The organism is Clostridium hydrogeniformans DSM 21757 (assembly GCF_000686705.1).
GTDB lineage: Bacteria > Bacillota > Clostridia > Clostridiales > Clostridiaceae > Clostridium_Z > Clostridium_Z hydrogeniformans.
The window spans coordinates 64,539-87,251 of record NZ_JMLJ01000003.1 but is presented as its reverse complement, the minus strand read 5'-3'; the positions used below and the strand labels follow the sequence as shown (position 1 = coordinate 87,251).

Here is a 22,713-nt window from a genome sequence, read left to right as displayed (position 1 = left end):
AAACAGGGATTACAAAGGTTATAGAGTAAGTGGGAGAATTGATTTTATAAAACTCATTAAGTATAATATTTAATGGGAATATTTAAATTTAATTATGATAAATCCTTAAGTAATAACCTTTAAAAATATAGATAGAGATTTAAGAATATAAAGGTTTTTAAAGTTAAGGGAAAACATTTACAAAGGAGGATAGGATAGAATGTCATAGTTAAAAATACATTTACTAAAGAGAGGGGTAAAACATATGAATAATAAGGAGAAACACTTAGATGAAGTAGATAAAAAAATACCAGTGGTAGAGACATTGCTATTAGCTTTTCAACATGTACTGGTAATGTGTGCAGGAGCTATTGCAGTTCCTTTAATTGTAGGTAATGCAGTAGGCCTTTCTCAGAATCAAGTTATATTTTTAATTAGTGCAGACTTATTTCTAGCTGGAATAGCTACGGTAATTCAAAGTATAGGTATAAAAAACATTATTGGAGCAAAAGTGCCTTTAGTTTTAGGTACAAGCTTTGTTTCTGTAAATGCTATGGTAGCCATAGCTGGCACTTATAAGGGAGATCCAGAAACAGCAATAACCACTATTTTTGGAGCAGTTCTTATTGCAGGACTTTTTTGCTTTTTAATGGCACCGTTTTTTGGAAAGTTACTAAGATTTTTACCAAAGGTGGTTACAGGAACTGTAGTTACAATTATAGGGTTATCTTTACTTCCAGTAGCTATAAGATGGTCAGCAGGTAACAATATAGGCGCAGAAGATTTTGCAAGTTCTAAGAATATTTATATGGCTTTATTTGTTCTAGGAGTTATTCTAATATTAAGTAAGGTATTAAAAGGAGTATGGAATAATATGGCCATACTGTTAGGAATTATAATAGGTACTATAGTATCTAGTTTTTTTGGTATGGTAGACTTTACACTAGTTAGAGAGGCGAGTTTTATAGGAATTGTGAAACCTTTTTATTTTGGTATGCCAAGGTTTGATATAAGTGCTATTATGTCATTAATCCTTATAGTTATAGTAAGTATGACTGAGTCTACAGGAAATATGATGGCTATCCATGAAATTGTAGGTAAAAAGGTTGATAATAAACAAATAACCAGGGGACTAAGATGTGATGGATTAGCTACTATGATGGCAGCTATATTTAATACTTTTCCTCATACATGCTTTGGACAGAATATAGGTCTTGTTAATCTAACAGGGGTTAAAAGTAGATATGTAACATCAGCAGCAGGATTTATATTAATAATTCTAGGGATATTTCCAAAACTTGCAGCAATAATTGCAGCAATTCCATATCCTGTTCTTGGAGGAGCAGGATTTATAATGTTTGGAATGGTTGTATCTGGAGGGATAAATACCTTAGGAAAAGTTCAATTTAATGGTACTAAAAATGGGATTATAGTAGCAGTTAGCATAGGAGTTTCTTTAATTCCACTAGCAGTTCCTAATTTTTATCAAAGCTTTCCAACTTGGGTAAATACCTTATTTCATAGTGGAATAACCACAGGGAGTTTAATGGCTATTATATTAAATATATTGTTTAATGAGATAGGAAATAATAAAAATTCCTCAACTATAAATGAAAGCAATAGAGTAGCATAACATAAGATTTTAATTTATATAAAGCATTAAACCTACAAAGCCTTTATGGAGAGTATAAGGGTAAGATATAAAGCTTTTAAATTATTAAATGTAAAAAACTATGAGTTTTTCTTAAGACTCATAGTTTTTTAGAGTGTTTTCACCTTAGAACATAACTTATACAGATGTTAACTCCTTTAAATTAGGGGGTAACTATTGTATAAAATAATCTTAATTTATAAACCCTATATTAAAATATAGGCATCCTACCTTAAAAACTTACTTATACCTGTTATTTATTCAGTGATAAATAAGACTTTTAAGGTATGTATAAATTAAGAAGTGATATAGTAATTCTATAGAAGAGAAGGCTGCAACTCATAAATTTAAAATCTATTTTATAAAATTTATAGGGAAAATATTTATGTATACAATGAAAATAACTCTTGAATTGATGAAATATTCAGATAAATAATATATAATATAAGATATGTTATAGGGAAGTAATATAAAATAAATTTAAGGAGTTAGGTATTTTAATATGTTAGATTATAGTATTAAAGATATTTATAATTTGCTAAAGGATCTTTTAAAAGAAACTATAATAGATATAGAACCTGTAGGGAATCATGACATTAATAGACATTTGGTTTATAAAGTTTATACAAAGGGAAAAAATAAAATACTTAAGATATATTATAAGAAAAATAAAATAGATAATGAGGTTATAGCCTTAAGACTTTTAGAAGATACAAAAGTAAAATCCCCAAAAAATTTTTTGAGTGGAGAGTTTGAAAATGGAGATCCATGGCTTTTATATGATTTTATAGAGGGGGTTACTCTTAAGGAAGTTATTAAAACTATGCCAGAGGAGAAGAAGGAAAAGTTATTTGAAGAAATAGGAAGAGAACTTGGAAAACTACATAGTAGTTATGGGGGAGATTATTTTGGTCCCTTAGGAAAGGTAATGAAGGGGGAAAGCAAAGAACATAGTTATTACAATAAGTCACTTAACTCTATAGATGAATATAGAAAAGTAATAGAAACTTTAGATCTTCCCCATAAAGAGCTTATAGACAGCGGATTTAATTACCTTTATAATAATTTAAATTTAATAAATATAGAGGTAAAGCCAACATTATGTCATGGAGATTATAATGAGAGAAACATATTAGTCAAGGAAGACTATGAAGGGTACACTATAACCTCTATAATAGATTTTGAGACAAACCATCTTGGAAATAATGAAGAGGACTTAGTGTCCTTATATTTACTTTCTTTTAGGCAGAATAAAGATCTTGAGAGAAAGTTTTTAAAAGGATACAGTAAATTTGAGACTTTATATACTGATTTTAATAAAAGATTAAAATTTTATATGATAAAATTTATTCTAGGAAATTGTACGTGGTCCTATAGTAATGCAAAAGACTATTATAACTTAAATATACAGTGGCTTTATGAGGTGTTAAATGAAGAGTAGAATGTAAAAGTTCTACTCTTTTTTATGCTATAGATATATCATATGAGAATTAAAATTAAATCACCAGCTATCATTACTTAATGTGTATTAAAAGATTGAGTTTTGAGGTAGTTTATCTATATAGATTTACTTAGAAAAAAGCTCTCCTAAGTCTTAGTTTTATAGAATCATAGATCTATGGTTTATAGAAAGTAGTTTTACTTTAAGAATGAACTTACATTAGAAGTATTTATGAAGTACTTATATTATTTCAGAGGGATATATATATGCTTAGGGAGAATTAGAGCAAATTAAATCCACATTATTATAATTATAACAAGGATTCTTTAAATTTCATGGTTATAAGAATTTGATATAAGCTTGAAATTTAATATACTTATAATTAGGAGGCTAGATAGATGAAGCGAGGATTAAAATATAAATTTTTCACCTTATTTTCTTTGCTTATTGCTATAGTTGTTATTATTGGGGGGACTTCTTTAGGTAATATATTAAAAATAAAAAGTACTACTGATACCTTGATGAATGATAATTACTATTCAATAGATGCTACTAATAATATGCAAAAGTGTGTAGATAATCAAAATAATTCTTTGATAAATTTTATAAATTCAGGAGAAGAAAAATATAAAAAGGAGTTTTATCAATATAACGCTGAATTTTTTAAGTATTATACCTTTCAAAATAACAATATAACAGAAGAGGGAGAAAAGGAAGTAAATGCAGAGGTACTTAAAGATTATGATGAGTTTATTGAAAAATCAGCTTTGATATTTAATAGTAATAAAAGAGATATAGAGAGTATATTAAAGATATATACTAAAGAAATACAACCTAAATATATGAGTTTAAAAAATAATCTTAGAATAATAACAAGTTTAAATGAGGAAGGGCTTTTAAATAAAAAAGAGGTCTTAAAAGAAACTGTAGAAATATCCACATATACAATGATATTTATATCAATTATACTAATAGTTACAAGTCTTATATTATCAATAAGATATATAAATAAATTTTTACATCCTATACTACTTTTAAAAGAAGATATTATAAAGGCTAGAGAAGGAGACTTTAATCATAGGGCTAAGATAGTGTCAGATGATGAGGTAGGGCTTTTAGCAAAAGAATTTAATAGTATGAGCGAAAAAATATGTGAGTTTAAAAACTCTACCATAGGGAAAATCATGGAGGAGAAGAATAAATCTGAGGCTATAGTTAAGAGTATAGTGGATCCATTAATTGTATTAGATGATAGTTTAAGGGTAGTATCCTTAAATGATTCCTGTGAAAGAGAGTTTAACATGTCACTAAATAAAATTCAGGATCATCATATATTAGAGGCTATAACAAGTGGAGAACTTTTTGACTATATATCTAAGTTTATAAAATATGATAAGGAAAAAATCTCTAAAATAATAAACCTAGATGACTCAGTATATGATGTGAACTTATCATATTTTATGGATAGTGATAGAAGAAAAAGAGGGGTTATAGTATATTTTCATAATATAACTGAACTTAAAAGAATAGAAAAAATGAAGCAAGACTTTATAGCTTCTCTTTCTCATGAAGTAAAGACTCCATTAACATCTTTAGTAATGGGAGTGTCCCTTTTAGAGAATAGAGATACTCTTGAGGAAAATAAAAATATAATTAATACCATATCTGATGACTGTCAAAAGATAGTTAACTTAATAAATAATTTTTTAAGAATTCATGAGATTGAGTCAGCTGATAATCTTTTATTTAAGGAAGAGTTATCAGTAGAAGAACTAGTTGAAACAGCTTTAGAGTCCTTTTTTATAATCGCAGATGTTAAGGATATAAGTTTAATAACTGAATATGATGAAGATATACCTTTAATAAGTGGAGATAGAGAAAAGTTAGGATGGGTAATAAATAATATTTTGTCCAATGCAATAAAGTATTCAAATGAAGGTGGATTTGTAAGGATAAAAGTAAAAAATAATAAAGAGTCAGTAGAAATTCAAGTTAAGGATAATGGAAGAGGAATCTTAGAGGAGGATTTACCTAGAATTTTTGATAAATTCTATAGAGGGGTAGATGATGTGGAAGGTACAGGTCTTGGACTGGCTATTTCTAAGGATATAATAGCACTTCATAAGGGTACCATAAGTTGCGATAGTATTTATCAGTATGGAAGTATATTTAAAATAACTTTACCATTATGGGAGGATGAAGATGAAGAATAAGGTATTGATAGTAGATGACGTTAAGAATATAAGAGAGATGCTTAGAACTTGTCTTCAGGATGAAGGATATGAAGTTTTTGAAGCCACTTGTGCAAGGGAAGCTATGGAATGTATAGAAAAAGAGAATATAAAAATAGTTTTTAGCGATATAAAGATGCCAGAAGTCAATGGCACAGAACTTCTAAAGAGTATAAAGAATCATAATAGGAATATAATAGTAATAATAATGACGGCTTTTGGAACTATAAAAAATGCAGTGCAATGTACTAAGTATGGAGCTTCTGCCTATCTTCAAAAACCTTTTACAGCTAAAAGGGTTAAAGGTATACTAGATGAGGTTTTAGGAAAAGAGCAAGCAAAAACAGATATTAATTTTTATATAACCTCTGCAAAGAAGCTTTTAGATAAAGGGGATATAAATAAGGCTCATGAGATATTGAAAAGAGCTCTTATAATAAAGGATGACTGTGGAGAAATATATAGCCTTATAGGAGATATTGAGGAGATAAGTGGAGAACATGAGAAGGCAGAAAACTTTAGAAGCTTTGCTAAAGCTTTAGGATTTCATAAAGATGATAATGTGAGTAAAAGTTAACAGTTATGTAGGAAAACTATGTGTAAAACTTTGGCTACAATAGTAAATAGTTTGTTGAATTTTGTAATATTATGTGGTAATATTTTAATGTAATTTAATATAAAGTATTGATTATGAGGAATATGGTTAAAATCCATAGCAGCCCCCGCTACTGTAATTGCAGACGAAAAACAAAATCCACTAGATAATTTATATCTAGGAAGGTGGTTTTAGGATGAAGCAAGAGCCAGGATATTCTAATCTATAGTTTTTGAAATTCTACACATTCTTCGGAGGGAAGAAGTTAGTTTCACATAATATGTATATATGAAACTTCCTTTCTAGTATTTATAGTAAGGAAGTTATTTTATTTTAAGGAGTTGATTTATTGAGAGGAATAGATTTTTTAAGTAGTCCTTTCTTAAAGGAAGAAAGTCTTTTATTTGATCATGAAGTTTCTACAGATTATTTATGTAGTAATATAGCTTTAGTTTCAGAGCGTGCAAGGAGAAAATATCCAAAGCTTCATAAAGAATTAGATCCTTTAGTAGAACAGGTATATCATTTAAATGGATCTATAAGGGGAAAACTTTCTATAGATGAGAAGGATCTTATAGCTCTTCATGAAAGATATAAAAATATAAAAGGTAAGGTAGAGCATAGAGCAAAAGGAATGTTACTTCCAAAGGGATGTGAAATTGCCTGTAGGATACATATACTAAGATGTGAAGTAATACAGGTAGTAAGAACTATGCATAAGATAAAACATAGTGGAGTAGAGGTTCCTAATATATTATTTGATTATGGAAACCTGCTAGCCAATTATTTCTTTGTATTAAGTCTTTATGCTAACGAATTAGAAGGTAGAGAAGAGGAAGAATTTATCTCAAAGAGTTATTAGGAGGAAAAAATGAAGAACAATAATTTTAAAATAATAATATCATCATTACTAGTATTATTAATTGCAGTGGGTGGATTTTTAGGGTATAGGTATTACAATGAAAGTAAAAAAGTAAAAGGAAGTAAGGATATTGTAGTAGTAGTTAAAGATAGTAAAACAAACTATGATAAAACCCATAAGCATTCAACAGATACAGAGACCCTTGGAAAAGCCCTAGATGAAATGAATATAATAGGAACTAAGGATTCTCAATTTGGAAGATATTTAGAAAAGGTTGATGGAATAACTGTAAATGCAGATAATAAGGAATGGTGGAAAATTATAATTAATGGTGAGGATTCTCAATCAGGAATAGATGAGGCTCCTATAAAAAATGGAGATAAAATAGAGATTATCTTAACTGTAGGGTGGTAGTTATGAGTCATAGGGTAAATCCAATAAAAGAAATGATAATATTATCACTTCTTGGAACTATAGTATTTGTACTTCAAAGTGCATTAAGCTTTCTACCAAACATAGAGCCAGTATCATTTTTACTTATAATATACACATTGATATTAGGAAAAAAAGCAATAATTCCTGCTATGGTTTTTAATATGTTAATAGGACTATTAAGAGGCATGGGGACTTGGTGGTTTGGATATTTAATAGTTTGGCCTCTTCTTGTTTTAATAGTTTTACTTTTTAAGAATATTATTAAAGAGAATTTTTTAGGGTGGAGTATTTTATCAGGAGTATTTGGTCTTATTTTTGGGGCCTTATATGCTATACCACAGATAATAATAACATCTCCTAGCGTAGCTTTAGCATATTGGATTAGAGGTATTCCTTATGATATAGTCCATATGGTAGGAAATTATTTTATTATGCTTATTTTAGGAAAAAGAATATATAAATTATTATCATCTCTATTAAAGAAATCCTTAAATTAATTATAATAGAAAAAATATATATTAACTTTAGTACATACTTAAGAATTTACTTATGTACTAAAGTTTTTTTATTGGGTATAATAGAATATATGTTCGTGTATTTGAGGGGTGAAATATTTTGGAGAGAAAAATTTTACATGTGGATATGGATGCCTTTTTTGCCTCAGTAGAGGTTTTAGATAATAAATCTCTTAAGGGAAGGCCAGTAATAGTCGGAGGAACATCTGAAAGAGGAGTTGTAGCCACATGCTCCTACGAAGCAAGAAAGTATGGAGTTAGGTCTGCCATGCCAATTTTTATGGCAAAAGCAAGATGTCCTCAAGGGATATATTTACCTGTTAGACATTCTAGGTATAGGGAAATTTCAAAAGAAATATTTAATATTTTCTATGAGATAACCCTTTATGTAGAGCCCCTTAGTATAGATGAGGCATTCTTAGATATAAGTCATATGGATATGAACCCTGTTTATATTGGAAACTTACTGAAGGAAAGAGTTAAAAAAGAAATAGGTTTAACCTTATCAGTTGGAATATCTTATAATAAGTTTTTAGCTAAACTAGGATCAGATTGGAATAAACCTAATGGATTAAAGGTTATCACAAAAGAAATGATACCTAATATATTATTACCACTACCTATAAATAAGGTTCATGGTTTAGGGAATAAATCTGTAAAGAAACTAAATAATATAGGGGTTTTTACCATTGAGGATTTATACAACCTATCAGAAGAATTTTTTATGGATTATTTTGGTAAATGGGGAAAGGAAGTCTATGAGAGAATTAGGGGAATAGATAATAGGGAAGTTAAGGTTATAAGAGAAAGAAAATCCATAGGAAGAGAAACTACTCTTAGGGAAGACACTAAGGATAAGGATAAACTTAAAGAATATCTAAGAAGGTTTTCTTATGATATTAGTGAAACTATGAAGGGGAAAAATATGAGGGGGAAAACAATAACTATTAAAATTAAGACTAGTACTTTTATAAGTCATACAAAAAGTAAGACTTTAAATAATTATATAAGTTCTGAGAATGAAATTTATAAAGAGGCACTAGATGTTTTAAATACTATAGATTTTGTAGAAACCATCAGACTTATAGGGGTATCTGTTTCTTCTTTAAAAGAAAACAAGGTTGAACAAATAAGTTTTTTTCTATAAAGATTTAAAATGAAAAAACTTTGAAGGCTGTGGAGTTTATAGTTAGTAACTAATTGTGTCCATGTCAATGTCATACTTCGTTAATTATATTTTTATATTCAAAAAGGACTTCTAGCTTTTATAGCTTGAAGTTTTTGTAGTTTGAAGTCTTTAAATCAACTGTATAATATCATTGACTCCAGCATCTCTATTAATATCATCAATAAATAGAGATAATAAGAGGAATATTAAGAAAACTTCTTTTCATTAAAATAAATAAAAGAATATTATTTTGACTTAATAATAATGGTTTATTATAATTTCTTTAAACTATAAATATATAATTCAATGAAGAGAAAAGTAATTAGTATATTAGTATTTAAAGAGAGTGATGGATGGTGAGATCATCATAAGAAAGTTATTAATGAAGGACATCTCTGAGAAGTTTATCTGAATTTAGTAGGATAAAACCATTAACCTAGGTTATAAGGTAAGAGATAACTTTAAGTTTTTAAAGTTAATTAGGATGGCACCGTGGATAATAGCATTCACTCCTTATATGGAGTAGATGCTTTTTTTATTTATACAAACTCTGAAAATATTATGAATTAATTATAATATTTCTTCATAGAAGCCTAAGATGGAGATGTTAAGTAAATTTTGGTGCAGGAATAATTTTTATATATTACATTTCTTTAAATGTTTAAAGTTAATTAGGATGGTACCGCGAAAGTCTTCGCTCCTAAAGGGAGAGAGGGCTTTTTTTTATACTTATATGACTTAAGAATAACTTAGATAATAAGGAAATAATATTATATAATTTGGAGGTTTTATTATGAGTAGAAAGGTTATTAAAGAATTAAACAGGCATATTGGAGAGAAGGTTTTAATAAGTGGATGGGTTCATAGAATAAGGGAACTTAAAAATATAGTGTTTCTTATTCTAAGAGACAGAACAGGACTTGTACAATGTGTAGTTGATAAAAATAATCCATACATTAAGGAACTAAAGATAGAAAGCGTAGTATCAATTGAAGGAATAGTTAAGGAAGGAAAGAATAAATTTAATGATTTTGAGGTAGAAGTTTTGGAGATTGAAGTTTTAAGCAAAGCTTTAGAGGAACCACCTATTGAAATTAATAAAGAAGAATTAGAGGTTTCATTAGATACTATGTTAAATAATAGGGTTCTAAGTTTAAGACATAGTAGCCAAAATTCCATATTCCATATTAAAAATATTATAGTCAAAAGCTTTAGAGAATTTTTATGTGAAGAAGGATTTATGGAAATATTTACTCCTAGAATTGTAAAAGAAGGAGCAGAAGGGGGAACAGAAGTATTTAAGGTTAATTATTTTGGAGAAGAAGCATACCTTGCTCAAAGCCCTCAGTTTTATAAGCAGATGATGGTTATAGGAGGATTTGAAAGGGTATTTGAAATTGGGACTTTCTTTAGAGCAGAGTCTCATGATACCAATAGACATTTAAATGAGTTTATAAGCATGGATCTTGAAATGGCATTTATAAATGATGAAGAAGATATTATGGATATGGAGGAAAGGCTTATAAAATATATATTATATAAGTTAGATGTAGAAGGAAAGGAATATGTTAAAGGGTTTAATGGAGGAATTCCAGTAATTGGGGAAACTATACCTAGAATAGATATTAATGAAGTAGCTAAAATATTAAAAGAAAACTTTAACAAGGATCTAGAAGGAAGAGATTTAGATTCAGAGGGAGAAAGGCTTATATATAAGTATGTAAAGGAAAAGTTCAATAGTGACTTTGTCTTTGTAACAAACTATAGTAGAAAAAAGAGACCTATGTATACTATGCCTAAGGGAGAGGAAGGAACCCGTTCCTTTGATTTAATATTTAAGGGGGTAGAGATAACTTCAGGAGGTCAAAGAATTCATGACTATAATATGCTAGTAGAGAATTTTAAATATAGGGGTATAGACCCAGAGAGTTTTTCAAGCTACACAGAAAGCTTTAAGCATGGGGCACCACCTCATGGAGGATTAGCTATAGGCCTTGATAGATTTGTAGCATTACTTCTTAACTTAGATAATGTAAGAATATGTACAGCATTTCCAAGAGATAAAAATAGACTTATACCATAAAGAAAATTATTTAATGTAGGGCTTTATACAATATGTTAAGAGTAAAATTAAAATATAAAAATAAAAGATAAAAAAAGCTTTACTTATTTCTAGAATGTGATATACTAAGTGAGTAAATAAAAAAAGATTTAATAGCTAGTAATGATTCCTCTATTTGGAAATCAATTAATAACTTTAAATCTAAGAAAATGGAGGAATTGTAAATGGCAGATAAGAATTTAGTATGTAGAGATTGTGGAAATGATTTCGTATTCACAGAGGGAGAGCAAGCTTTCTACAAAGAAAAAGGTTTCGATAACGAGCCAACTAGATGTGCAGATTGCAGAAGAGCTAGAAAGCAACAAAACAACAACAGAAGATACGATAGATAATATAATATCTTTTGAAGACTATAAGAGAATTCTCTTATAGTCTTTTTTAATCTTCCCTTTTATACTATTGTATTTATAACATTAGAAATATAAGTTTTAACGCTTGTGTAATTGATTACAATAAGAGGTGTTAAATTACATATTATTTTATTAAATAAGGAGGGATTAAAATGGAAGTAATTGAAGTGAAAAACTTAAAAAAATCTTTTAAAATTTCTAAAAGAAATCCTGGAATTAAAGGGGCTTTTGGTGGATTATTTAAAAGAACTTATGAGAATATAGAAGCAGTAAAAGATGTTAATTTTACTATAAACCAAGGTGAAATAGTTGGGTATATAGGACCTAATGGGGCAGGAAAGTCTACAACTATAAAAATTCTTAGTGGAATAATGGTACCAGATGGTGGAGAGTGTGTAATCCTTGGCAGAACTCCTTGGAAGGAGAGGATAAATCATGTAAAAAATATAGGGGTTGTTTTTGGACAAAGGTCACAGCTGTGGTGGGATCTTCCTTTAAGAGATTCCTTTGAACTTTTAAAAGATATTTATAAAATACCAAGGAACACATATGAGGAAAATTTAAAAGAGCTTACAGAGATATTAAACACTAAGGATCTTATGGATATTCCAGTAAGACAATTATCCCTTGGTCAAAGAATGAAATGTGAGCTCATGGCATCTCTTCTTCATAAGCCTAAAATATTATTTTTAGATGAACCTACCATAGGCTTAGATGCAGTTTCAAAGCTAGTAGTTAGAGATTTTATCAAAAAGATAAATAGAGAAAGAGGGGTTACAGTAATTTTGACAACCCATGATATGGATGATATTGAAGATCTTTGTCATAGAGTTATAGTTATAGGAAAAGGTAAGGTATTAAGTGATGGACCTCTAGAGGATTTAAGAAAAGAAGTGTTATCAGAAAGAAGAATAATATTAAATACTTTTAATCCAATAAGCCAGAATCAGATCAATAAAATTTTGTCCCATAAATCTTATATTAATTATATAGAAAGTAAAAATGATAAAGTAATTCTAGGATTTGATCCTAATAAAACCTCCTCTCAAGATTTAATATCATTTTTATCCTCAAAAGTTTCAATAAAAGATATGCTAATAGAAAACCCACCTATAGAAGAAATTATTTCAAAACTCTATAAAAAATTTAATATAAATTAGGGGTGGAAATATGAAAAGTTATATAATCTTAATAAAAATGAGATTTATATTATTACTTCAATATAGAGCAGCTGCTTTTGCTGGAATATGTACACAAGTGTTATTTGGTTTTGTACGTGTAATGATTTTGATAGCGTTTTTTAGTAATGGCGGGGAATATCCCTTAAATCTTAAGGATACTGTAACCTATATATGGCTTAGTCAAGGGCTAATTGCAATGTTTCCATGGAATGGGGATAAAGAGATACAAGCTATGATAAAAAGTGGAGGGGTAGCCTATGAGCTATGTAGACCCACTAATTTATATTTTACATGGTATTCAAGAGCTCTAGCTTTAAGAGTAGCACCTACTATGCTAAAGTCTTTTCCTATTATTTTACTATCTATGGTATTTTTAAAAGAACCTTATAGAATGTATCCTCCAGAAAGCTTTTCTAGTCTTATTTTATGGGGAATAGGCACAGTATTAGCTTTATTTTTAAGTTGTGCCATAACTAATATAATAACCATACTAACTTTATTTACTATAAGTGGAGAAGGACTTAATAGAATACTACCATCCATTATAACCTTTTTATCAGGAATGATAGTGCCCCTTCCCTTATTTCCCGATAGATTTAGAAAGGTTTTAGAAGTTATGCCCTTTTCTAGTATTTTAGATGTTCCTTTAAGACTTTATATAGGGGATATAACTGCAGATAAGGCACTATATTTTTTTAGTATTCAACTAATATGGATAGTAGTTTTAATTGGGTTTGGTTACCTTTTATTAAATAAGCTATTAAAAAGAGTAGAGATAATGGGAGGGTAGATTTATGAAACTTATTAATGGAATTAAATTATATTTTACCTACGTAAAGACATCCATAAGAAGTCAAATGGAGTACAAGACCTCCTTTATTTTATTAAGCTTATCTACGTTTTTTGTAGGTTTTACAGAGTTTTTAGGGGTTATAATATTATTTGATAGATTTGGAAACATAAAAGGATGGACGCTATATGAAATAGCATTATTTTATGGAATGATAAATATGACTTTTTCCATAGCAGAAGCTATGGCTAGAGGTTTTGATCTTTTTAGTAGACAAGTTATAAGTGGAGATTTTGATAGAATACTTCTAAGACCCAGAAGTACAGCACTTCAGATATTGGGAGTAGAATTTACTGTTATGAGAATAGGAAGGATTTCATTAGGACTATTTTTAATTTTATATTCATCCTGTAAGCTTAATGTAGTTTTTGATTTTTATAATATAAGCTTATTACTATTTTCAGTTATAGGAAGTGTATGTCTTTTTATAGGATTATTTATAATTCAAGGGACAATGTGTTTTTGGTCTACAGAAAGCTTAGAGATAATGAATATGTTAACCTATGGTGGAGTAGAAACTATGCAGTATCCATTATCTATATATGGAAAATGGTTTAAAAGATTTTTTATATTTGTAGTTCCCTTAGGATGTGTTAATTATTTTCCTCTTATTCTCTATATGAACAAAGATGATTATATAAATTATCCTAGGATATTATATTATTTAAGCCCATGTCTTGGAATAATCTTTCTTTTAGTGTCCTTAAAGCTATGGAATATAGGGGTTACACATTATAGGTCCACAGGGAGTTAGTAAGTTTAATAAGTTAATAATTTTAAGGGAATAATTTAACTAGAACGAGATAAGAGGGAAATAGAATAAAAATATTTTGACAAAATATAAAACTATTGATAAAATTTAATGTCTTATATTGAAAAACAAGGAGAAAAAAATATGATAGAAAATGATTTTAAAAAGTTAGCCATAGGCAATGATATAATAAAAGGATTAACTAATCTAGGATTCACAGAGGCAAAAGAGGTACAGAAAAAAGTTATCCCTTTTATGCTCTCATCTAAGGATATTATAGTTAAGTCAGAAACAGGAAGTGGAAAAACTGCCAGCTTTGGAATTCCACTATGTGAAAAGGTAGAGGTAGAAGAAAATAAAATTCAAGGAATTGTCTTAACTCCTACAAGGGAACTAGCTCTTCAGGTTAAAGAAGAGATTTCTAATATAGGAAGAGTAAAAAAAGTAAGATGCGCTGCTATTTTTGGAAAACAGCCTATGAAAGAGCAGATAAATGAATTAAAGCAAAGGGTACATATAGTAGCAGGAACTCCTGGAAGGGTAATAGACCATATTGAAAGAGGAACTATAAATCTAGAAAATGCTAAATATTTAATTATAGATGAAGGGGATAAAATGCTTAATATGGGCTTTATAGACCAAATAGAAAAAGTAATTAATGCCCTTCCTAAAAATAGAAGTATAATGTTATTTTCTGCTACCATGCCTGAAGCAGTAGAGAAGCTTTGTGTAAAATATATGAATAACCCTGAAAAGGTAACTGTAACTACAAAGGTAGTAAATAGAGAGAGAATAGAAGAAGTTTACTATAATGTAGAGGATAAGGATAAGTTTAAAGCCTTAAAGAGGGTAATATATGGGGAAGTGCCTAATAGGGGAATAGTATTTTGTAATACTAAGGATACAGTTAAAAATGTTATAAAGCTTATGATTAATGAAGGGTTATCAGCAAAGGAACTTCATGGAGATATGGAGCAAAAGGAAAGACTTAAAATAATGGAAGACTTTAAAAATGGAGATTTTCAATTTTTAGTTGCTACAGACATAGCAGCTAGAGGAATACATGTTGATGATATAACCCATGTTATAAACTATGATGTGCCAGGAGAAAAAGAGGCATATGTCCATAGAATAGGTAGAACAGGAAGACAAGGTAAAAGTGGAAATGCTATAACCTTTGTTTCTAACTATGAAACTAAATTCTTAAGGTCCATAGAGGAATATATAGGATATACAATAACTCATGGTACTTATGCAGAAGATAGTAAGCTAAGAGAGGGAAAAAAGCTTTTAAAAGAAAAAAGCTCTAATCTTAAAAAGTCTGTTAAGCCTAAAAATATAAATAAGGATATAGTAAAAATCCATTTAAATGGTGGAAAAAAGAAGAAGATAAGACCAGGAGATATAGCTGGAGCATTAAATAGTATAGAGGGAATAACATCAGAAGACGTAGGTATAATAGAAGTTCAAGATGGATTTTCCTATGTAGATATATTAAATAAAAAAGGAAATACAATTCTAAATAATTATAAAGAATTATCAATAAAAGGTAAAAAAATAAAAATACAAAGAGCTAAAAATTAAAAAGATAGTTGGAATAATAGAATATTTTAGTATTTACTAATACTTTATCAATAATATTTTAAAAGAGTATGTGGTTTAATAGTAATTATTGCTAAAAAATATTATATTACTAAAAAAATATATAACTATTGCAAAAGTTTTTTCAGGTGATATAATAAAAAACATAAAATTAAATACGAAAACTTCTTATCAAGAGAAGCCGAGGGACTGGCCCGAAGACGCTTCAGCAACCAATAGTTTTATTATAGGTGCTAAATCCAGCAGAGTCTTTAAGACTCTGGAAGATGAGAAAAGGTATATCTTTAAAATGAGCGCTCATTAAAGAGAAATTTACCCTATTCGAATCTTCGAATAGGGTTTTTTGTTTTAAATTTTATTATAAATAATTAAATTAAAGAGATATTAATTTAAAAGTAAATATGTAAAAAATTATAATTACTTTAAATATTACTTTAAAGCTTAGATTAACTTAATTTTAAGAAGAAAGGGGAGGTAAGTATGATAGAAATAAAAAATATTAAAAAGACCTATGAAACTCCAAGTGGAAAAGTAGAGGCTTTAAAAGAGACAAGTTTAAATATAAATAAAGGCGATATATATGGGATTATCGGATATAGTGGAGCTGGTAAAAGTACTTTGATAAGATGTATAAATCTACTTGAAATCCCTGATGGGGGAGAAGTTATTATAAAAGATGTTAAATTAACATCTTTAAGGGAGAAAGAACTTAGAAAATCTAGAGAAAAGATAGGTATGATATTCCAGCATTTTAATTTAATGAAATCAAGAACTGTGGCAGAAAATATAGCTTATCCACTAAAAGGTAAGGGTTTAAATAAAAAGGATATAGATACTAGGGTTGAGGAACTTTTAAGCCTTGTGGATTTAAAAGATAAAAAAAATTCATACCCATCTCAGCTTAGTGGTGGACAAAAGCAAAGAGTAGCTATTGCAAGGGCACTAGCAAATAATCCAGAGGTGTTATTATGTGATGAAGCAACTTCAGCTTTAGATCCTAAGACTACTAAATCAATACTTGGATTATTAAAAAAGATTAATAAAATGCTAAATTTAACTATAGTACTAATAACCCATGAGATGCAGGTTATTAAAGAAATATGTAACAGGGTAGCTGTTATGGATAATGGATATGTTGTGGAAAAAGGAGAGATTACTAATATATTCTCAAATCCTAAGGAAAATATAACTAAGGATTTTATAGCCACAGTGTTAAATGAGGAAAAGGAAGCAGAAATAGCAAGGGAAGAAGACTTTGAAAATGTATATAAGTTATCCTATGTAGGAGGAAAAACAAGGGAAGCTATAATATCTAAGGTTTCAAGAGATTTTCAGGTGGATATTAGCATCCTTTATGGGAATATTGAAAAAATACAAGATACTATCCTTGGAAATTTATTAGTTAAGGTAGAAGGAGAAAGTAGTAATACTTTAAAAGCATTAGAATTTATAAGAAAAGAAGGAATAAAAGTAGAGGTGATTAAGGATGATAGATATAGCAAACTCTATAGCGCCTAATGTGGTGGAGCTATTTCCAAATATGATTTTAGCATTAAAAGAAACCTTAATAATAGTTTTAATATCTGGTATAATTTCAACGGCAATAGGGATACCCCTTGGAATAATATTAGTAGTTACAAGACCAAAGCATATATTAGAAAATAAGGTTATCTTTAAAATTCTAAGTAGAATAATAAATATATTAAGATCAATACCATTTATAATACTTTTAACTGCAATAATACCTTTTACAAGATTTGTAGCAGGGACAACCATAGGAATAAAAGGAGCGCTAGTTCCTTTAGTTATAGGAGCTATACCATCTATAGTAAGACAAATAGAAGCAAGTCTTTTAGATATAGATGAAGGAGTTATAGAAGCGGCTAAAGCTATGGGATCTAGTAACTTAGAAATTATATATAGGGTTTTATTAAGAGAAGGTCTACCATCTATTATTTATGCTCTTACCATAACAACTGTTAGTTTAATTGGTTTCTCAGCTATGGCAGGAACTGTTGGAGGAGGAGGTATTGGAGACTTTGCAGTGAGATATGGATACCAATACTTTAAAACAGATATAATGGTGGCTACCATTATAATAATGATAGTTTTAGTAAATTTAGTACAATTCTCAGGAGAGGTTTTAAGAAAAAGGTTTATTCATTAAAATTTATAATTTAAGAGGTGATTTACATGATTAAAATAAAAAGATTATTAGGATTAGCGTTAGTGTCAGTAATAGGAGTATCAGTATTTGTTGGATGCTCTGGTAAAAAGGAAGAAGGAAAAAGTAATGAAGAAAAGGTTGTTAAAATAGGAGTTACAGGAGATGGAACTGTGGAACCAAAATCTCCTTGGGCCTATGTTCAAAAACAACTTGAAAAGGAAAATATAAAAATAGAATTTGTTGCTTTTGGTGATTATAATAGACCTAACTTAGCACTTGCAGAGGGAGAAATAGATTTAAATTCTTTCCAACACGTTGCTTTCTTAGAGACCTTTAAAAAGGATCATAATTTAGACCTTGTACCAATAGGAAATACTAATTTAGCACCTATGGGAATACACTCAAAAACATTAAAAGATCCAAAGGAAATTAAGGATGGAGGTAAAGTAATAGTACCAAATGATAAATCCAATGAAGGAAGAGCACTTCTTATCCTTGAGGAAACGGGTCTTATAAAACTTAAAGAAAATATAGGTTATTATCCAACTCTTAAGGATATTGTAGAGAATAAGAAAAACTTAAAATTTATAGAGGTAGCAGCAACTCAAATACCAAGATCCTTAGATGATGCGGATTTAGCAGTTATAAACAGTGGAGTTGCATCTCTTGCAGGGCTTGATCCACAAAAATCTCCAATATTTTTAGAAGATGTAAAGTCTGAAAAAGCAAAACCTTATATAAACGTTATAGTTGCAAGAGGAAAGGACAAGGATAACGAAACTTATAAGAAAATTGTTAAGGCTTATAATACAGATGAAGTAAAGAAGTTAACTCAAGAATACCACAAGGGTGGAGTGGTACCAGCTTGGTAAAATCAAATAATAAGTAATAAGTAATAAATATTAATCTTAAAATGTTATATTTCTACTATATAAAATTGGTTGTTTAAAAAGGAATATTTATAAGTTACCATAGAGAAAAAGGATGCATATAAGGAAGGTGGGTTTTTCCTTATGCATCCTTTTGATTCTTTAATAATACTATTTTAAAATTTTTTTAATATAATGTATACTTTTTTATACATAGTGAGCAAGATAGTTACATATAAAAAAGTTTTCTATTTTTCATATTAGTAATGTAGGAACATTGTTTTTCTTCAAGATAAACCAGTAAGATAGAATTAAGACTTTGACAATAGGGGAAACTATTGATAAAATTAATAGTTACTGAATTTAGAAAAAAGAGGTAGATACTATGGATATGAATTTTGAAAAACTAGGATTAAGTAAGAATATTACAGAAGGATTAGATAAATTAGGAATTAAAGAACCTACAGAGATTCAAGAAAAAGCGATTCCTGCTTTGTTAAAGGGAGATAATGTGGTAGCTCAATCAGAGACAGGTACAGGTAAAACATTGGCTTATCTATTGCCTATAATGGAAAGGATAGATACTTCAAAAAAGGAAATGCAATGTATTATACTAGCTCCAACCCATGAGCTAGCATCTCAAATAAATAGTACCATATCAGAACTTATAAGTGTTTGTGATCTTAAGGTAACAGCTACTCCTTTAATAGGAAGTGCTAATATAACTAGACAAATGGAAAAATTAAAGAAAAAGCCACATATATTAATAGGCTCAGGTGGACGTGTATTAGATCTTATTAAAAAGAAAAAGATTACAGGTAATACAATAAAAACTTTAGTTTTAGATGAAAGTGATAAGCTTTTTGATAAGAATAATAAAGCTGGCACAAAGGAACTTAGAAATTCTCTAAATGAAGATATTCAAATTATGATGTTCTCAGCAACCTTAACAGAGGCATCTATTACAGGAGCTCAAACTATAATGGAGGATGCTGAGGTAATTAGAGTTAAGGAAGAAAATACTGTTAATGAAGATATAGACCATGGATATTTTATTTCAGAGCGTAGAAATAAAATTGACGTTCTTAGAAAGATAGTTCATGCAGATAAAATAAGCAAGGCATTAGTATTTATTAATAGTGGTTATAATGTAGATATAGCTTTAGATAAGCTTAAATTCCATAAACTTAAGGCAGAGGCGTTACACGGAACTAATGGAAAAGAAGATAGAAAAAGAGCACTAGATAATTTTAGAAAGGGAAAAGCAACCCTTCTAATTGCTACAGATATAGCAGCAAGAGGACTAGATATAAAGGGAATAACTCATGTTATAAACTTAGATTTACCAGAGGATTCAAAAGACTATATACATAGAGCAGGAAGAGTTGGTAGAGCAGGAGAAAAGGGGATATCATATTCCTTAGTAGATCCTAAGGAAGAAAAAGTTATAAAAAGGTTTGAAAGAGATTTAGGCATAGAAATAGAAAAGTTAGACTTATATAAAGGGAATGTAATAGAAGGTTAATAAAAGGGACTTATTGAAACATATCAATAAGTCCCTTTAGTATATTATTAATGAAAAAATTTAATTTAGTCATAAATATAGGGGTGCTTTCATAATATTAGATAAAGTAAATCTTTTAATAGTAAGATTTATAGGACTTTTATATTAAATTTATAAACCTTATGAAGTAGTGTCTAGTTAATTCATATTATAATAATGAATTATTTAGATAAAAATTAAGAAGATAAATTTATTATGGAGGGATGGGTATGCCTGATAAAGGAAAGAGTAAGAGCGGGTCAAGTAAAAACAGTGGAAAAAAAGATTCTAAAGGAAAAGAAAAGAAGAAGGAAAAGAAAAAATAAAATCTTAATATTTAAGAATATTAAGAGGTTAAGTAAAGGAATAAAACCACTAAGGATTAAATATTATCCAAGGTGGTTTTATTTTTTATATATTAAATCTAGGCTATGTTTTATATAAAATTAAGGATGTATTATATTAATAGTGAGAACTGGTGCATTTATTACAATAAGTTATAAAGCATATAATATATAGTATAAATCATATGCTGTGTACTATAGTATATTAGGATCTATATTATTTTTAGATTCACCATAATAATGAAGAGGTCTTAAAGCAGGGCCATTTATTATCTCTCCTTTATAAGTGAATCTAGAGGCGTGACAAGGGCAATCCCAAGATTTTTCTCCATCATTCCACTTAAGCTCACATCCAAGATGAGTACAAGTTATATCAACCATGTGCATAACTCCATCTGCATCCTTATAAGCACCATATCGCTCACCTTCAATGCTAACTACCTTCCCTTCATCTTCTTCTAAGAAAATATCATGGTCTCCCTCATTTATTTTTCCTTTCAATAAGTCTTTAGCCACATGCCCTCCTAATGAAATAAAGTTTTTAGTGGATTCTAAGGAGAAACTACGGCTAGGGCTAAATATATCTTCGTAGATGTTCTTACCATCAACTATAAGATCTTTTATAATTTGTGCTGCTAGGGTTCCAGTAGACATACCCCATTCATTAAAACCAGTGGCTACATATATATCCTTTGAAGAGGAGGTTAAGTGACCAATATAAGGGACTGAGTCTAAGGACTTATAATCTTGAGTGGACCAATGATAAGGAATAGATTCCACTGTAAAGGTGTTAGTAGCAAAATCTACTAAGTTATTATAACGACCTAATGTACTTCCTCCATGAGCAGTTTTGTGTCCTTCTCCTCCTATTAGAATAAGTGGTTTTTCTTCAGTGTTTATACTTCTTAAAGAACGGCCAGGGTCCTCTGCATTTATAAACATAGCATTTGGAAACTCTTCTTTTATATTACAGGCTATAACATAAGAGCGTTTTGCAACTAATTTAGTGAAATATAATCCAAAGCCATCATAAAAAGGAAATTGAGAAGCTATTATAACCTTTGAAGCTATGATATTTTTTCCATCATCAGTGGTTAGGGTTATTTTCTTTCCCTCTTCTTGATTTAAGTCCATTATATGGGTGTTTTCGAAAATATAACTTCCGTGGCTATGAAGATTTTTAGCTAAGGATAGAATATATTTTCTCGGATGAAATTCTCCTTGATTTTCAAAAGAAACAGCAGCTTTTACAGAAAGAGGCAAAGGAATACTATCTACTAATTTAGATTTTAATCCTATGCTAAGAGCAGCTTTATGTTCTTTCTCTAAGGTTTCCAAATAGCTATCCTCTAGGGTATACATATAGGAAGGAAGTCTTTTGAAATCACAATCTATATTATATTTCTTTATAGTATCCTCTATAAAATTTATAGACTCTTCATTAGCCATTCCATATTTAGCAGCAGCATCGAATCCAAAGGAAGATATAAGTTTATCATAGATTAAATGGTGTTGAGAGGTGATTTTAGCTGTAGTATTACCAGTAGCAAGGGAAGCTAAGGTGTTTTTTTCAAAAATCCCTACATTAAATCCAGCTGTCTTTAGTAACATTCCGCAGGTTACACCTGTTATCCCACCTCCTACAATGGCTATATCTATTTCTATATTATCTTCTAGTTTAGGATATTGAGAAGTAGTAGTTGAGTCTATCCAATAGGAATTAAGGGTGCTTTTAAATCCACTTAAGTCATAAGTTTTTATCATTTTAATCCTCCTTATAGGTATTTATCATATTTTTTCCTAAATTAATAAACCTATGCACATATAGGAATATCTTAAGGAGAAGTATATATTTATATGAAAGTCTTTATGAATCTACTAATTTAGAATAAAAATATATAAGCAAAAGAAATAATAAAAACTTAATTTAGATAAAGTTTTTATAGAAGGATAAGTGTATATAAAATAATTTAGATATTTTTAATACTATATTTAAAATTTAGAAGACAAGTATTTAAAATACTAAGCAATGGGAAAAAATTATTAATATAAGTAAA

The 22,713-nt window shown here is 29.0% G+C and carries 19 protein-coding genes, 2 riboswitches and 1 other annotated feature; of the genes, 18 read left to right on the top strand and 1 reads right to left on the bottom strand.

Annotated elements, in window-relative coordinates; all coding sequences use genetic code 11:
* The first annotated feature begins 244 nt into the window (after positions 1-244).
* The 18 genes from BR69_RS0100365 (at position 245) to BR69_RS0100275 (ending at position 20,294) form a co-directional block, all read left to right on the top strand.
* Positions 245-1,612: a nucleobase:cation symporter-2 family protein gene (locus BR69_RS0100365; protein WP_027631392.1), complete on the top strand. Its 1,368-nt coding sequence runs from the start codon at positions 245-247 to the stop codon at positions 1,610-1,612.
* A 520-nt stretch (positions 1,613-2,132) separates the two neighbouring features.
* Positions 2,133-3,071, top strand: a complete 939-nt coding sequence (locus BR69_RS0100360; RefSeq protein ID WP_027631391.1) for an aminoglycoside phosphotransferase family protein — start codon at positions 2,133-2,135, stop codon at positions 3,069-3,071.
* A gap of 398 nt (positions 3,072-3,469) precedes the next feature.
* Entirely contained in the window at positions 3,470-5,284 is a 1,815-nt protein-coding gene (locus tag BR69_RS0100355) for a sensor histidine kinase (RefSeq protein ID WP_027631390.1), read from the top strand.
* Positions 5,274-5,879: a response regulator gene (locus BR69_RS19580; protein WP_051623421.1), complete on the top strand. Its 606-nt coding sequence runs from the start codon at positions 5,274-5,276 to the stop codon at positions 5,877-5,879. The genes BR69_RS0100355 and BR69_RS19580 overlap by 11 nt, the downstream gene beginning before the upstream one ends.
* A gap of 80 nt (positions 5,880-5,959) precedes the next feature.
* A riboswitch (cobalamin riboswitch) is annotated at positions 5,960-6,132 on the top strand.
* A gap of 114 nt (positions 6,133-6,246) precedes the next feature.
* On the top strand, positions 6,247-6,759 hold the full coding sequence (locus BR69_RS0100345; protein ID WP_027631389.1) for a hypothetical protein: 513 nt from the start codon (positions 6,247-6,249) through the stop codon (positions 6,757-6,759).
* A gap of 9 nt (positions 6,760-6,768) precedes the next feature.
* Complete coding sequence (locus BR69_RS0100340; protein WP_027631388.1) at positions 6,769-7,173, top strand: DUF4430 domain-containing protein; 405 nt, start codon at positions 6,769-6,771, stop codon at positions 7,171-7,173.
* Positions 7,174-7,175: 2 nt separating this feature from the next.
* Complete coding sequence (locus tag BR69_RS0100335; RefSeq protein WP_034848979.1) at positions 7,176-7,691, top strand: hypothetical protein; 516 nt, start codon at positions 7,176-7,178, stop codon at positions 7,689-7,691.
* A 118-nt stretch (positions 7,692-7,809) separates the two neighbouring features.
* The gene (locus BR69_RS0100330) at positions 7,810-8,856 is read left to right on the top strand and encodes a DNA polymerase IV (RefSeq protein ID WP_027631386.1); all 1,047 of its coding nucleotides are present in this window, start codon (positions 7,810-7,812) and stop codon (positions 8,854-8,856) included.
* A gap of 318 nt (positions 8,857-9,174) precedes the next feature.
* Positions 9,175-9,394: a binding site (T-box leader), on the top strand.
* A 276-nt stretch (positions 9,395-9,670) separates the two neighbouring features.
* A complete protein-coding gene (gene aspS / locus BR69_RS0100325; protein WP_027631385.1) occupies positions 9,671-10,960 on the top strand; it encodes an aspartate--tRNA(Asn) ligase in 1,290 nt (429 codons plus the stop codon).
* A gap of 203 nt (positions 10,961-11,163) precedes the next feature.
* Positions 11,164-11,331, top strand: a complete 168-nt coding sequence (locus tag BR69_RS0100320; RefSeq protein ID WP_027631384.1) for a zinc-ribbon domain-containing protein — start codon at positions 11,164-11,166, stop codon at positions 11,329-11,331.
* Positions 11,332-11,501: 170 nt separating this feature from the next.
* Positions 11,502-12,509 (top strand): ABC transporter ATP-binding protein, encoded by a 1,008-nt coding sequence (locus BR69_RS0100315; protein WP_027631383.1) that lies wholly within the window; start codon positions 11,502-11,504, stop codon positions 12,507-12,509.
* A 10-nt stretch (positions 12,510-12,519) separates the two neighbouring features.
* Positions 12,520-13,320 (top strand): ABC transporter permease, encoded by an 801-nt coding sequence (locus BR69_RS0100310; RefSeq protein WP_027631382.1) that lies wholly within the window; start codon positions 12,520-12,522, stop codon positions 13,318-13,320.
* 4 nt (positions 13,321-13,324) lie between these two features.
* Entirely contained in the window at positions 13,325-14,134 is an 810-nt protein-coding gene (locus tag BR69_RS0100305) for an ABC transporter permease (RefSeq protein ID WP_207640743.1), read from the top strand.
* A gap of 141 nt (positions 14,135-14,275) precedes the next feature.
* Positions 14,276-15,715, top strand: a complete 1,440-nt coding sequence (locus BR69_RS0100300) for a DEAD/DEAH box helicase (RefSeq protein ID WP_027631380.1) — start codon at positions 14,276-14,278, stop codon at positions 15,713-15,715.
* 183 nt (positions 15,716-15,898) lie between these two features.
* Positions 15,899-16,006: riboswitch (SAM riboswitch) on the top strand.
* 207 nt (positions 16,007-16,213) lie between these two features.
* Positions 16,214-17,251, top strand: coding sequence for a methionine ABC transporter ATP-binding protein (locus BR69_RS0100290; protein ID WP_027631378.1), 1,038 nt, complete (start codon positions 16,214-16,216; stop codon positions 17,249-17,251).
* Positions 17,220-17,900 carry a methionine ABC transporter permease gene (locus BR69_RS0100285; protein WP_027631377.1) on the top strand — a complete coding sequence of 227 codons (681 nt, stop codon included), beginning with the start codon at positions 17,220-17,222 and terminating at the stop codon, positions 17,898-17,900. The genes BR69_RS0100290 and BR69_RS0100285 overlap by 32 nt, the downstream gene beginning before the upstream one ends.
* 26 nt (positions 17,901-17,926) lie before the next feature.
* Entirely contained in the window at positions 17,927-18,772 is an 846-nt protein-coding gene (locus BR69_RS0100280) for a MetQ/NlpA family ABC transporter substrate-binding protein (RefSeq protein WP_051623420.1), read from the top strand.
* A gap of 382 nt (positions 18,773-19,154) precedes the next feature.
* Entirely contained in the window at positions 19,155-20,294 is a 1,140-nt protein-coding gene (locus BR69_RS0100275) for a DEAD/DEAH box helicase (RefSeq protein WP_027631375.1), read from the top strand.
* 557 nt (positions 20,295-20,851) lie between these two features.
* On the opposite strand, the gene BR69_RS0100265 is transcribed toward BR69_RS0100275, so the two are convergent.
* A complete protein-coding gene (locus tag BR69_RS0100265) occupies positions 20,852-22,420 on the bottom strand; it encodes an FAD-dependent oxidoreductase (RefSeq protein ID WP_027631374.1) in 1,569 nt (522 codons plus the stop codon).
* Between the last annotated feature and the right edge of the window lie 293 nt (positions 22,421-22,713).